Annotated in this window: 12 protein-coding genes; 4 read left to right on the forward strand and 8 right to left on the reverse strand. The window is 69.5% G+C overall.

Annotated elements, in window-relative coordinates; all coding sequences use genetic code 11:
• Positions 1–2 precede the first annotated feature (2 nt).
• Positions 3–2,351: a N,N-dimethylformamidase beta subunit family domain-containing protein gene (locus tag QM772_RS06910; RefSeq protein ID WP_415134865.1), complete on the forward strand. Its 2,349-nt coding sequence runs from the start codon at positions 3–5 to the stop codon at positions 2,349–2,351.
• A gap of 61 nt (positions 2,352–2,412) precedes the next feature.
• A complete protein-coding gene (locus QM772_RS06915) occupies positions 2,413–3,102 on the forward strand; it encodes an enoyl-CoA hydratase/isomerase family protein (protein ID WP_415134867.1) in 690 nt (229 codons plus the stop codon).
• Between the two features lie 74 nt (positions 3,103–3,176).
• On the opposite strand, the gene QM772_RS06920 is transcribed toward QM772_RS06915, so the two are convergent.
• The 3 genes from QM772_RS06920 to QM772_RS06930 are packed head-to-tail and all read right to left on the reverse strand — an operon-like array spanning position 3,177 to position 5,542.
• Entirely contained in the window at positions 3,177–3,977 is an 801-nt protein-coding gene (locus QM772_RS06920) for an amino acid ABC transporter permease (RefSeq protein ID WP_415134869.1), read from the reverse strand.
• On the reverse strand, positions 3,974–4,636 hold the full coding sequence (locus QM772_RS06925; protein WP_415134871.1) for an amino acid ABC transporter permease: 663 nt from the start codon (positions 4,634–4,636) through the stop codon (positions 3,974–3,976). Before QM772_RS06925 ends, QM772_RS06920 begins: the two co-directional genes overlap by 4 nt.
• A gap of 3 nt (positions 4,637–4,639) precedes the next feature.
• A complete protein-coding gene (locus tag QM772_RS06930) occupies positions 4,640–5,542 on the reverse strand; it encodes a glutamate ABC transporter substrate-binding protein (RefSeq protein WP_415134873.1) in 903 nt (300 codons plus the stop codon).
• Between the two features lie 234 nt (positions 5,543–5,776).
• On the opposite strand from QM772_RS06930, the gene groES reads away from it, so the two are divergent.
• On the forward strand, positions 5,777–6,070 hold the full coding sequence (gene groES / locus QM772_RS06935; RefSeq protein ID WP_415134875.1) for a co-chaperone GroES: 294 nt from the start codon (positions 5,777–5,779) through the stop codon (positions 6,068–6,070).
• A gap of 91 nt (positions 6,071–6,161) precedes the next feature.
• Positions 6,162–7,808 (forward strand): chaperonin GroEL, encoded by a 1,647-nt coding sequence (gene groL / locus QM772_RS06940; RefSeq protein ID WP_415134877.1) that lies wholly within the window; start codon positions 6,162–6,164, stop codon positions 7,806–7,808.
• A gap of 134 nt (positions 7,809–7,942) precedes the next feature.
• On the opposite strand, the gene pgi is transcribed toward groL, so the two are convergent.
• The 5 genes from pgi to QM772_RS06965 all read right to left on the reverse strand — a co-directional run bounded on the left by pgi (position 7,943) and on the right by QM772_RS06965 (position 13,475).
• Positions 7,943–9,541 carry a glucose-6-phosphate isomerase gene (gene pgi, locus QM772_RS06945; protein WP_415134879.1) on the reverse strand — a complete coding sequence of 533 codons (1,599 nt, stop codon included), beginning with the start codon at positions 9,539–9,541 and terminating at the stop codon, positions 7,943–7,945.
• 3 nt (positions 9,542–9,544) lie between these two features.
• Positions 9,545–10,492 (reverse strand): transaldolase, encoded by a 948-nt coding sequence (gene tal, locus QM772_RS06950; protein ID WP_415134881.1) that lies wholly within the window; start codon positions 10,490–10,492, stop codon positions 9,545–9,547.
• Positions 10,493–10,612: 120 nt separating this feature from the next.
• Positions 10,613–11,251: a choice-of-anchor C family protein gene (locus tag QM772_RS06955; protein ID WP_415134883.1), complete on the reverse strand. Its 639-nt coding sequence runs from the start codon at positions 11,249–11,251 to the stop codon at positions 10,613–10,615.
• A gap of 88 nt (positions 11,252–11,339) precedes the next feature.
• Positions 11,340–12,353 carry an ABC transporter ATP-binding protein gene (locus tag QM772_RS06960; protein ID WP_415134885.1) on the reverse strand — a complete coding sequence of 338 codons (1,014 nt, stop codon included), beginning with the start codon at positions 12,351–12,353 and terminating at the stop codon, positions 11,340–11,342.
• Between the two features lie 120 nt (positions 12,354–12,473).
• Positions 12,474–13,475: an ABC transporter ATP-binding protein gene (locus QM772_RS06965; protein WP_415134887.1), complete on the reverse strand. Its 1,002-nt coding sequence runs from the start codon at positions 13,473–13,475 to the stop codon at positions 12,474–12,476.
• Between the last annotated feature and the right edge of the window lie 39 nt (positions 13,476–13,514).

A 13,514-nucleotide genomic window follows, 5' to 3' on the forward strand; every position in this document is an offset into this window, starting at 1 on the left:
GCATGCCGCCGCCGCACCGTGCACTGGAACTCCCCGGCCTCCACGCCTACGCCGACCAGATCAGCGTGGAAGCGGGCGACCGCATCGCTTTGCACGTCAGCGCCGACGTGCCCTACACCGTCTCGCTCTGCCGCCTCGGCCCCGACCTGAACGGCCCTTCGACGGACGAGGTGCTGGCGACACAAGCCTGCCCCGCGCCCCAGGCGCAGCCGATCCATCCCGGTTCCTGCGTCCACGTGCCGCACGGTCTGCCGGCGCAAGCAGTCGCCAGCCTGGGCTTCGAGTGCTGGATGCAAATCTGGGGACTCGCCGGCTGGCAGTGCGTGTTCTCCCAGATGGAACAGCACGCGGGCGCCGACGCGGGCTTCGGCCTGTTCGTCGATCCGGCCGGACACCTGGCGCTGGGCTGCGGCGCCGCCCCCCTGGCCGAAGAAGCCGGGCGCCGCACGCTTCTGCGCTCACCCCAGGCCCTGCCGCTGCGGCAATGGCTGCACGTCGCGGCCACGCTCGAGCACGGCCACATCGCGCTGTGGGTGAACGGCGCGCGTGTCGCCGATGCCGAGGCGGCGCCGAGCTTCGATCTGGCCGATGGCCCGATCCGGCTGGGTGCCTGCGGCGTACACGGCCGCACCGACCTCTTCTTCGAGGGCGACCTGGCGATGCCGGCCCTGTACCGCGTCGGCCTCGACGCGGCGGCCATCGCGCAGCGCTTCCAGGGCCGCGGCCTCTCCGCCCCAGATCACCCCGACCTCCTCGCCTGCTGGCCGCTGGACGAGATGCATGGCGACCGCGTGCGCGACCTGGGACCGCACGGCCGCCACGGCCGCTTGATCAACCACGGCACCCGCCTCATCAACGGCCCCGCGTTCGACCCCGCCGAGGTACCGCGCTACCGCGACGACACCACGCCCGCCGACGCCCGCCTCGATCCGCGCCGCGCCGGGCTGCGCCTGGCCAGCGACGACCTGGTCGATTGCGGCTGGCGCCCGACTCACGCGTTCGCCCTGCCCGCCGATGCCCGCAGCGGCCTGTACGTGGGCCGCTTCGAGTTCCAGTGGCAAGGCCAGCCCGCGCGCTACGACGTGACCTTCGTCGTCCGGCGCGCCAGGCACCGCGCGGCGCCGAAGCTGCTGGTGCTGTGCGCCACCAACACCTGGCTGGCCTATGCCGCCTCGCCCTTCGCCGCCACTCATCCGCAGCCGGCCGTGTGGCCGCGCCGCAGCACCGGCCTGCCCAACAGCCACCCGCTGGCGCCCCGGCAGTGCACCTACGGCTACCACCGCGCCGGCCAGCCGACCTACCACGCCGGGCTGCGCATGCCGCGCCCGAACGCGGCGCCCTACGAGCTGTACGACCCGGAGGGCAGCGGCTTCGCGCAATGGACCCGGCTGGAACGGCAACTGCACGTGTGGCTGGACGCGCACGGCTACGACTACGACCTGGCGAGCGACCTCGACCTGCACCGGAACCCGGACCTGCTGAAGGGCTACCACGCCGTCATCGTCAACGGCCACAGCGAGTACTGGTCGCAACCCGCCTGCGACGGGCTCGACCACTACCTGCGACAGGGCGGCTGCGCCGTGGTGCTGTCGGGCAACTCGATGTACTGGCGCGTCAGCTTCGACGAGGGCTGCACGGTGATGGAACAGCGCAAGACCCGCACGCCGCACGACGGCCTGCCGGCAGGCGGCGACGACGTGGTGGCCCCGGCCGGCCCGCACGGCGAGCAGTACCACAGCCAGGACGGCCGGCGCGGCGGCCTGTGGCGCTTTGCCGGCCAGTCCTGCGCCCGGCTGATCGGGCTGGAGACGGCGGGCTGGGGCTTCGCCGAGCCGCGCGACTTCGGCGTCTACCGCGTGCGCGACGCCGCGCACCCGCTCTTCACCGCCCCCTTCGCCACCGGCCTGCGCGCCGGCGACACCTTCGGCCACGGGCCCGGCGGCAGCCTGCCACGCGCCATCGGCCACGAGTGGGACCTGACGACCGCCACCCTGATGCGCATGACCCGGCGCGTGCCCGAGGACGCCGACCGCCCGCTCATCCAGCCCGGCATCGAGGTGATCGCCGAGGGCATCCGACCCACCCCCGGCCGGCTGGACGCCTACCTGGACTACTTCGAGGCGCCGACGGTATCGCTGGACGGCCTATCGTGCGAGATGATCGTGTGGCAGCGGCCTGAAGGCGGGCGGGTGTTCAACGCCGGCGCGGTGGGCGCCAGCTGGGTGCTGGGGGTCGATGGGCGCATGGGCCGGCTGCTGGCGAACGTGCTGTCGGCGTTCTCGGTACCCTATCCACCCCGCGGTCCCTACGCGCAGGCGCCGGCCGAAGCCGCGACGACCGAATCCGCATGAGCCCCCGCCCGGCCGCTCCGAAGGGGGCTCGCACCGCAGTGCGAAGCACGAAGGTCATCCAATGAACACCCCCGACATCATCTGCCACCAGCACGACGGCCTGTTCGAGATCACCCTCCACCGGCCCGAACGCCTCAACGCGCTGACGCCCGGCATGGCGCAGGCGCTGCTGGGCGCCGTGCGGCAGGCGCAGGCCGACCCGGCCGTGGGGGCGCTGCTGATCGAGGGCGAGGGCCGCGCGTTCTGCGCCGGCAAGGACCGCGACGCGCCCGGCTCGGCCGCTTTCGTCGCCAGCTTGCAGCAGTTGGCCGATGCGCTGGTGAACGGCGGCAAGCCCTCCGTCGCGGCGGTGCAGGGCTGGGCTGTCGGCGCCGGGCTGGAGCTGGCGCTGAACTGCGACCTGGTCATCGCCAGCGACGACGCGCGCTTCAAGCTGCCGGAGGCGCAGCTCGGCCTGCCTGGCACCGGCGGGGTGCACGCGCTGCTGCCGCGGCTCGTCGGCCTCGGCCGCGCCAAGGCCCTGCTGTGGCTGGGCGACGAGTTCGACGCCCGGCGCGCCTGCGAATGGGGCCTGGTGTGGGACGTAGCGCCCCGCCCCGAACTGCCCGAGCGTGCGCGCGCCTACGCGCGCCGGCTGCTGGCGACCGACCCGCAGGCGCTGAGCCACGTGAAGGCGCTGGTGCACGGCGCGGCGCTGCCGGACTTCGGCACCACGCTGGACGGCGAAGCCGGCTGCGAAACGCCACGGTAGTTTTTCCTGCCGCTCACCTGCGTTCGCGGGCTGAGTTCGACGGCGCAAAGGTCTTCTTCACGAATTGGCGAGGGTCAATGCATCGGCCCGCCGAGCCGCTTGCTCGCCCTCGATATCGCGTAGTTCACCAGGCAGTAGAGCACCGCCACGACGAGGTACACGGGCACCAGCGCGTGGTAGTTGGCGATGAGCACCTTGGCGTTCTGCATGAGTTCACCGTAGGTGACGACGTAGCCGAAGGTGGTGTCCTTGACCACGATGACCAGTTGCGCGACCAGCGCCGGAACGATGTAGCGCAGGGCCTGAGGGAAGACGACGAGGAAGAAGACCTGGGCCTCGGTCAACCCCAGGCTGCGTGCAGCAGCGGCCTGCCCGCGAGGAACGGCGAGCACGCCCGCGCGGTAGACCTCGGCCACCACCGCGGCGGTGCTGAGGCCAACGGGCAGCGTCAGCATCCAGTAGGTGCTCAGCTTGATCCCGGCCGACGGAAGCACCAGGAAACACACATAGATCAGCAGCAGCGTCGGCGTGCCGCGCAGGAACTCGATCAACGCGATGCTCGGCCAGCGCACCAGCCGCGCCCGCGCCAGGCGCCCCACCAGCAGCACGAGCCCGAGGGTCAGCGCGATGACGGCGGCCATCGCCCCCGATGCCAGCGTGCCGAGCAGGCCCTTGGCCAGGAAGGACCAGGTCGTCGGCCAGGCGAAGAATTCCCAGAACCGGCGGTCGAGCTGCCCGGCGTCGTGGAACCGGGCCACGATGCCCGCGGCCAGCACGAGCAGCGCAGCCGCCGCGGTCACGCTGGCCACCCGCGTGACGGTCCGGGCCCGGGGGCTCGGGGCAGCAAACAGAACGTCTTCCAGCGGGCGGCTCATCGCAGTATCCGCACCTTCTTTTCCAAAGTGGCGCCCGCCCAGGCGATGAGCAGCCCTGTCGCCACGTACATCGCCGCGGCCACGGCGAACGCGGGGATGCCGGCGGCGGAATCGTTGGCGATCTTGGACACGAGCGCGGTGAGCTCCCGCCCCGGAAACGGCACCTGCGAGGCCAGCGAAGTGGACAGCATCAGCGCGATGAGCAGCGAGGTCATCGGCTGCACCACCGCGCGCAGCGCCTGCGGCAGCACCAGCGCGGAGACGATGCGCATCGGCCGCAGCCCCAAGCTGAGCGCGGCCTCGATCTGGCCGCCGGGGATGGTGTTGATGCCCGCGCGCAGGTAGTCCGCCGTGAACGCGGAGCAGATCAGCGCCAGCGTCAGGATCACGCTGGGCTCGTAGTCGATCACGACGTTGAGATCGGGCAGCGCGAACACGATGAAGATCAGCAGCGCCACGCCGGGAATGTTGCGGAAGATCTCGACGTAGAGGGTCAGCACGAAGCGCAGCGGCGGCAGCGGCAGGAGCCGAAGCACCGTCACCACCACGCCCAGCAGAAAGCCGGGCACGAAGGACACCACGGTGAGCTTCCACGTCAGAAAGAGGGCCTGCCCGAAGGCAGGCCCGTACTCGCCTAGAAGCCTGGCAACCTCACCCATCGGTCAGGGGATGGCGGGCGGCGTCGGAACGTCCTTGCTGCCGGTGCGCTGCCCGATGGAGATGGTCCAGAGCTTGGCCCAGGTGCCGTCGGCTTGGACCTTCTTGAGGAAGGCATTGACGAAGGCCACGCCGTCCGAGTCCTTGGGCAGCCCGATGCCGTAGGGGTCCTGCGCGCCAAAGGGCGCGCCCGCCAGTTTCGCGTCGCCGGTGCCGAGGCTGAGGGCGTTGAGCAGCAGCGTGTAGTCGGTCACGTAGGCGTCCACGCGTCCCTGGCGCAGCGCGTCGAGCGCTTCCTGGTGCGTCTGGAACTCCTGCACGACGGCCTTGGGCGCGTGCTGCGCCAGGATCGCGGGCCCCGTGGAGCCCGCCTGCGTGGCGACCTTCTTGCCGGCCAGGTCGTTGTGCGACTGGATCGTCTTGTTGTTCGCCTTGACCAGCACCCCGGCCTGCGAGGTGTAGTAGGGGCCGGCGAACGAGATCTTCTCGGCGCGGGCGGGGGTGATGGAGTAGGTGGCCAGCACCATGTCCACCTGGCCGTTGATGAGCACCTGCTCGCGCGTGGACGAACTCACCTGCGTGAACTGGGCCTTGGCCGCATCGCCCAGGATGTAGCGGGTGATGAGCTGGGCCAGGCCGGCGTCGAAGCCGCGGGCCTTGCCGTCTTTCTCGTTGAGCAGCGAGAAGAGGTTCGAGGTCTGCGTGCCGCCCAGGCGCAGCGTGCCGGCCTGCTTGATCTTGCTGGCCCAGGTGCTCGACGCGATGGCCTGTGCATCGGCCACGGGGCCCTGCGCCACCAGCGCGTCGAACGCCGCCGCGTCGATGGGCGTGCCCTGCGCGAAAAGCGACCCGCCGGTCGTGATCGCCAGGGCCGCCACGGTGGATTTCAGGATGGATTTGATCGACATGCGGTCCTCTTGGATGGTTGGTGACGTGAGTCAATATATAGCAGCCATGCAATGCGCGAGCGGCCCGGCCGGTTCGCCCCTTGAATCCGGCGTTTTTAGCCTTATGATTAGCACTCGCTGGAGTTGAGTGCTAACAAGCGCTCCGCTCCAGGTCTTTTTGAGCGGCTGGCCGTGCCCCACGGCGCGGCCAGCCTTGAAAAAAACCCGTTTCATATCAACACCCTAGGAGCATCCATGAAACTGCGCCCCCTCGCCGATCGCGTGATCGTCAAGCGTCTGGAGAACGAGACCAAGACCGCCTCCGGCATCGTCATCCCCGACAACGCCGCCGAGAAGCCCGACCAGGGCGAAGTGCTGGCCGTGGGCCCGGGCAAGAAGAACGACAAGGGCGAGCTGTCGGCCATGAGCGTGAAGGTCGGCGACCGCGTGCTGTTCGGCAAGTACAGCGGCCAGACCGTCAAGGTCGACGGCGACGAGCTGCTGGTGATGAAAGAAGACGACCTGTTCGCCGTCGTCGAATCCAAGTAATCCCCCACTTACTCTTGATTTGATAGCTGCCCGCGCTTGACACACCTGCGCTGGAGCCCTTTTTCATTCATATTTTCAGGAGCCAACTCAAATGGCAGCAAAAGACGTAGTTTTCGGTTCTGACGCCCGTGCCCGCATGGTCGAAGGCGTGAACATCCTGGCCAACGCGGTCAAGACCACCCTGGGCCCCAAGGGCCGCAACGTGGTGCTGGAGCGCTCGTTCGGCGCCCCCACCGTCACCAAGGACGGTGTCTCGGTCGCCAAGGAGATCGAGCTGAAGGACAAGCTCCAGAACATGGGCGCGCAGATGGTCAAGGAAGTCGCGTCCAAGACCAGCGACAACGCCGGCGACGGCACCACCACCGCCACCGTGCTGGCCCAGGCCATCGTGCGCGAAGGCATGAAGTACGTGGCCGCCGGCATGAACCCGATGGACCTCAAGCGCGGCATCGACAAGGCCGTCACCCAGCTGGTCGATCAGTTGAAGAAGGCCAGCAAGGCCACCACCACCAGCAAGGAGATCGCCCAGGTCGGCTCCATCTCCGCCAACTCTGACGAGTCGATCGGCAAGATCATCGCCGACGCGATGGACAAGGTGGGCAAGGAAGGCGTGATCACCGTCGAGGACGGCAAGAGCCTGGACAACGAGCTGGACGTGGTCGAAGGCATGCAGTTCGACCGCGGCTACCTGTCGCCCTACTTCATCAACAACCCCGAGAAGCAGGCCGCGATCCTGGACAACCCCTACGTGCTGCTGTTCGACAAGAAGATCAGCAACATCCGCGAGCTGCTGCCCACGCTGGAAGCCGTGGCCAAGGCCGGCCGCCCGCTGCTGATCATCGCCGAAGAGGTCGAGGGCGAAGCCCTGGCGACCCTGGTGGTCAACACCATCCGCGGCATCCTGAAAGTGGTGGCCGTCAAGGCGCCGGGCTTCGGCGACCGCCGCAAGGCCATGCTGGAAGACATCGCCATCCTGACCGGCGGCAAGGTGATCGCCGAGGAAGTCGGCCTGAGCCTGGAGAAGGTGACGCTGGCCGACCTGGGCCAGGCCAAGACCATCGAAGTGGGCAAGGAAAACACCACCATCATCGACGGCGCCGGCAAGGCCGAGGACATCGAGGCGCGCGTCAAGCAGATCCGCGTGCAGATCGAGGAAGCCACCAGCGACTACGACCGCGAGAAGCTGCAAGAGCGCGTGGCCAAGCTGGCCGGCGGCGTGGCCGTCATCAAGGTCGGCGCCGCCACCGAGGTCGAGATGAAGGAGAAGAAGGCCCGCGTGGAAGACGCCCTGCACGCCACCCGCGCCGCCGTTGAAGAAGGCATCGTGGCCGGCGGCGGCGTGGCGCTGCTGCGCGCCAAGCAGGCCGCCGGTGCCATCAAGGGCGCCAACGCCGACCAGGACGCCGGCATCAAGCTGGTGCTCAAGGCCATCGAAGCGCCCCTGCGCGAGATCGTCTACAACGCCGGCGACGAAGCCAGCGTGGTGGTGAACAAGGTGCTGGAAGGCAAGGGCAACTTCGGCTACAACGCCGCCAACGGCGAGTACGGCGACATGATCGAGATGGGCATCCTGGACCCCACCAAGGTCACCCGCACCGCGCTGCAGAACGCCGCCTCCGTGGCCGGCCTGATGCTGACGACCGAGGCCATGGTCGCCGAGGCACCGAAGGACGAGGCCCCGGCCGGCGGCATGCCCGGCGGCATGGGGGGCATGGGCGGCATGGACGGGATGATGTAAATCCCGCCCGGGCTGCCTGAAGCCTGCATGAAGAAGAGCCGCTGGCGACAGCGGCTCTTTTTTCATGGACTCAAGCAAAATTGGGCTGTAACGACCGCCCATCAAGCGCCGGAAGCTCTTCTTTCAGGAGCAAGCTAGCCGCGCAGCCACCCCAGCAGCCCGGCGGTCGATGCGTCCAGCGCGCCGGACTCGCCACCGCCCAGCGCCGGCTCGATCTCGCCCGCCAGGCGCTTGCCCAGCTCCACGCCCCACTGGTCGAAGCTGTCGATGCCCCACAGCGCGCCCAGCGCGAACGTGCGGTGCTCGTACAGCGCCAGCAGCGCGCCCAGGCTGTACGGCGACAAATCGGGCAGCAGCAGCACGGTGGACGGGCGGTTGCCCGGAAAGTGGCGCTCGGGCGCATCCCCGGGCTGGCCCAGCATCAGCGCGCGCGCCTGTGCCAGCGCGTTGGCCAGCAGCTTGGCGTGGTGGCCGGGCAGGCGGTGCGCGGCCTCGCGCACCAGCACGAACTCGACCGGCACCACGTCGCTGCCCTGGTGCAGCATCTGGAAGAAGGCATGCTGGCCATTGCTGCCGGCCTGGCCCCAGGTGACGGGCGCGCTGGCGGCGGCCAGCGGGTGGCCGCGCAGGTCCACGCGCTTGCCGTTGCTTTCCATCTCCAGCTGCTGCAGGTAGGCGGGCAGGCTGCGCAGGCCGTGGTGGTAGGGCGTGACGCAGCGGCTGCCGAAGGCCAGCACGTTGCGGCACCACAGGTCGAGCAGCGCGAGTTGCACCGGCAGGTTGCGCGCCAGCGGCGCGCTGGCGAAGTGCCCGTCCATCGCGCGCGCGCCGGCCAGCAGCGCCTCGAAGCCCGCGCGCCCGCCGGCGATGGCGATCGACAGGCCGATGGGCGACCACAGCGAGAAACGTCCGCCCACCCCTTCGTCGAAGGCGAAGCAGCGGCCGGCGCCGAAGTCGCGCGCCGCCGCTTCGTTGGCGCTGAGCGCGACGAAGTAGCGCGCCACGTCGGTGCCGCCCTGGGCGGTGAACCAGTCGCGCGCCGACCGGGCGTTGCGCAGGGTCTCGGCGGTGCCGAAGGTCTTGGAGGCGACGATGAACAGCGTGTGCCCGGCTCGCAGGTGCGGCAGCAGCTCGGCGAGCGCGTGGCCGTCCATGTTGGAGACGAAGTGCACGCGCGGCCCGGTCGCCAGGCCGCCGGCGCGCAGCGCCTGCACCACCATGCGCGGCCCCAGGTCGGAGCCGCCGATGCCGATGTTGACGACGTCGGTGATCGCGCCGTCGGCCCGCACGGCTTCGGCAAAGGCCAGCATCCCGGCCTGGCTGGCGGCCGCCTCGGGCACCACGCCATCTATGATTTTGATAGCTGCTGGCGCTTGTCCATCAAGCGCTGGGGGCCGATTCGATGCCCAACGCCAGTGCACGTGGGTGGCGGCGCGCCGCTCGCTGGCGTTGATGCGCTCGCCGCGCAGCATGGCGTCGCGGTGCGCCTCCACGCCGCACTCGTGGGCCAGTTGGGTCAGCAGGCGCTGCGCCTCGGCGTCGATCAGGTTCTTCGAGAGGTCGGCACGCAGCGGCGGCGCATCGAGGCTGAAGCGCTCGAAGCGCGTGGGGTCTTCATCGAAGGCGCGCCGCAGGTCGAACGCGCCCGGGCCTCGGAAAGCCTGCCCGGCATGCGCCTTCAGCAGCGGCCAGGCCGCTGTCTCGTCGCAGCGCGGGCGTCGTTGCCAATCCATGCGTCAGGCGGACTTCATCAAGGCTTCGAGTTTCTCGGCGTCGGCGATGAAGGCGCGGATGCCCTCGGCCAGCTTCTCGGTGGCCATGGCGTCCTGGTTCAGCGCCAGACGGAAGGCGGCCTCGTCGTAGTGGGTCGGCGGCAGATCCTTGCCCTGGGCGGCCTGCGGGTCGAGCGCGCGCGTGAGCGGCGCGTCGGTGGCGGCCAGCTGCGCCAGCAGCTCGGGGCTGATGGTGAGCAGGTCGCAGCCGGCCAGCGCCGTGATCTGCCCCACGTTGCGGAAGCTCGCGCCCATCACCTCGGTGGCGATGCCGAAGTGCTTGTAGTGCTCGTAGATGCGCTGCACTGAACGTACACCCGGGTCGCCCGCGCCGGCCATTGCCGCCTCGTCCCACGTGCTGCCCGCCTGCTTCTTGTACCAGTCGTAGATGCGGCCGACGAAGGGCGAAATGAGCTGCACCTTGGCCTGCCCGCAAGCCACGGCCTGGCAGAAGCTGAACAGCAGCGTCAGGTTGCAGTGGATGCCGCGCTTTTCCAGCCGCTCGGCGGCGCGGATGCCCTCCCAGGTGCTGGCGATCTTGATCAGCACGCGCTCAGTGGGCACGCCCACCGCCTGGTACAGCTCGATGATGCGCTCGGCGCGGGTGAAGGTGGCGTCCTCGTCGAAGGACAGGCGCGCGTCCACCTCGGTGGACACGCGGCCGGGGATGATGGAGAGGATCTCGGTGCCGAAGCGCACCAGCAGACGGTCCACCACTTCGTCCAGCGGCTTGCCGCGGTGCTGCGCCACGGTGTCGGCCAGCAGCGGCGCGTATTCCGACTTCTGCACCGCCTTGAGGATCAGCGAAGGGTTGGTGGTGGCGTCGCGCGGCTGGAACTGCGCCAGCTGGCGGAAGTCGCCGGTGTCGGCGACCACGGTGGTGAATTGCTTGAGGGCGTCGAGCTGGTTCATGGGGGCCGATTATCCCGCTGTGGGCGGGCCGCAAAAAGCAAGAAGCAAGAAGCCGATCTTCGGGCAGCCCCGAAAGATCGGCCAGCAACTACAAGGACGGCGCGCGTGCCGCCAGCGGCTTCAGCGCGACAGGCCGCGCCTGCGCAGCGCCGCCACGCCGAGCAAGCCGGCCAGGCCGAACAGCATCCATTGCGACAGCGTGGGCACGGGTGCTGGCGTGACGTCGGTCACGCTCACGTTGTCCAGAGCGGCGCCATTGGCCGGGGTACCGGTGACCGTGCTGGCGAAGCTGAGCGTGGTGCTCGCACTGGTCGCCGTGAAGGTGTAGCTGTACTGCGTCCAACCCATGCTGCTGGGTGTGGAGGGCGAGGTGTTGGGAAAAGTGAAGCTGCCGGTAGTGCCGCCAGGGGTCGCCAGGACATCGACTGTTTTTGCGCCGCTCTGATCCGTGTTGCTGGCCAGGTAGAAGCTGACGCGGTACGTGCGGCCCGCCACGGTGTCGAAGGTTTGCGAAACGCTGCCTGGGGCGGTGCCGTTCAGATCGACCGACCGGACGCCGTCTTGAGCGTTCCAATAGGTGCCAATGTAATCGATGCTGCTCACCGTCCAGCCAGTGATGGCCGTAGTGCTGTTGGGCACGTTGATGAACGAGCCGGGGTCGGTGCCGTCCTCGAAACTGCCGTTCTGAAACGGCGCCGCTTGCGCCGCGCCCGCCAGCAACGCGCCGGCCATGAACAGTCCCAATGTCCTCGTCTTCATGCTTTCTCTCCTGCGTGGATGGCCGATGTGATGCGGCGCATCGCGCACCATCGTGGATTGTAACGATGGGTCACTCAGCGCGGAAGCCTCAGATGCGCCCTTCCTCCACCGCGTGGCAGGCCACCTGCACGTCGCCCAGGCGCAGCATGGCCGGCCGCTCGGTCTTGCAGCGGTCGTTGGCGTGCGGGCAGCGCGGGTGGAAGGTGCAGCCGCTGGGCGGGTTGAGCGGGTTGGGCACCTCGCCCTGCACGGGCGTGCGGGCGCGGCCGGTGTCGTGCATCTTGGGGATGGCGTCCAGCAGCATGCGCGTGTAGGGGTGGCGCGGCGCGCTGAACAGGCTGTGCTTGGGCGCCAGCTCGACGATGCGGCCCAGGTACATCACGCCCACCTGGTCGCTGACGTGGCGCACCACGGCCAGGTTGTGGCTGATGAACAGGTAGGTCAGCCCCTGCTGGCGTTGCAGGTTCTTCATGATGTTGAGCACCTGCGCCTGCACCGATACGTCGAGCGCGCTGGTGGGCTCGTCGCACACCAGGAACTCCGGCTGCGTGGCCAGCGCCCGCGCGATGGAGATGCGCTGGCGCTGTCCGCCCGAGAACTGGTGCGGATACTTCGCCATGTCCGCCGGCGCCAGGCCCACCGATTGCAGCAGCTCGCCCACGCGCTGTTCCAGCGCCGCCTTGCCGGTGACGGTGCCGTGCTCGCGCATCGGCTCGGCGATGATGGCGGCCACCTTCCAGCGCGGGTTGAGGCTGGCGTAGGGGTCCTGGAAGATCATCTGGATGCGCTCGCGCAGCTTGCGCGCGCGTGCACCGCCGGCATGGAAGGCAGCGTGCGCGTCCTGCCCGTCGAAGTGGAAGCTGCCGCGCGTGGGCTCGTACAGGCCCACCAGCAGGCGCGCGACGGTGCTCTTGCCGCAGCCCGACTCGCCCACCAGCGCCAGCGTCTGGCCCTTGTCGATGCTGAAGGTGGCGTCATCGACAGCGCGCAGCAGCTGGCGCGGCTTGCGCTCCAGCAGGCGGTTGAGCAGCGGCGGCGAGACGTCGAAGCTGCGGGCCAGGCCGTCGGCGCGGACCAGAGGCGTAGTGCTCTCGGCGTTCATTGGGCAACCTCCGCCCTGCGGGCTGCGGTATTCGCCTTGGGAACGGCCCGGCGGCTCACTGGACTACCCTCCGTCCTTCGGACTGCGGGTGCGAGCGCCTTCGGAGCGGCCGGGCGGCGCTCATGCCACGCTCTCCCGCACGATCGGCTTCACCAGACCATCGGGCGCATGCAGCCAGCAGGCGGCGCGGGTGGCGCCGGCCGGCATCAGCTCGGGCCGCTCGGTGCGGCAGCGCGCCTGAAAGCCGTGCGGGCAGCGCGGGTTGAAGGCGCAGCCGGGCGGGATGGCATTCAGGCGCGGCATGGCGCCGTCGATCTGGTACAGCTCGTCGCGGTCGGACGCCATGTCTGGAATGGCCGCCATCAGCCCCGCGGTGTAGGGGTGCGCGGGGTGGTTGATGACCTCGTGCACCGGGCCGATCTCGGCCACGCGGCCGGCGTACATCACGGCCACGCGGTCGCAGGTCTCGGCGATCACGCCCATGTCGTGGGTGATCAGCATCACCGCCGCGCCGCGCTCGCGGCACACGCGCTTGAGCAGCTGGATGATCTGCGCCTGGATGGAGACGTCGAGCGCGGTGGTCGGCTCGTCGGCCACGATCAGCTTGGGCTCGGCCGCCAGCGCCAGGGCGATCACCACGCGCTGGCGCATGCCGCCTGAGAACTGGTGCGGGTAGTGGTCGATGCGCTGCTCGGCGGCGGGGATGCCGGTGTCCTTCAGCAGGTTGATGGCGCGCTGGCGCGCTTCGGCGGCGCTCACCGGCAGGTGCGTCTGGATGGTTTCCATGAGCTGCCGGCCCACGGTGTAGAGCGGGTTGAGCGAAGTCAGCGGGTCCTGGAAGATGGCGCCGATCTTGCGCCCCCGGATGTGGCGCATCTGCTCGTGCGGCAGGTGGTCGATGCGCTGGCCCTCCAGCACGATCTCGCCGCCGGCCACGCGGCCCGGCGGCTCCAGCAGGCCGATGATGGCCGCGCCGGTGAGCGACTTGCCCGCGCCCGACTCGCCCACCACGCCCAGGATCTCGCCCGGCGCGATGTCGAAGGAGATGTCGTCCAGCGCCCGCAGCGTGCCGCGTCGGCCGGGGAACTCCACCACCAGGTTCTTGACTTGCAGCAGGGACATCGTGGGTCGTTTACTCTTTTTTTGATAGCTGCCAGCGCT

The sequence above is a fragment of the Ottowia sp. genome (genome assembly GCF_047601385.1).
Taxonomy (GTDB): domain Bacteria; phylum Pseudomonadota; class Gammaproteobacteria; order Burkholderiales; family Burkholderiaceae_C; genus Ottowia.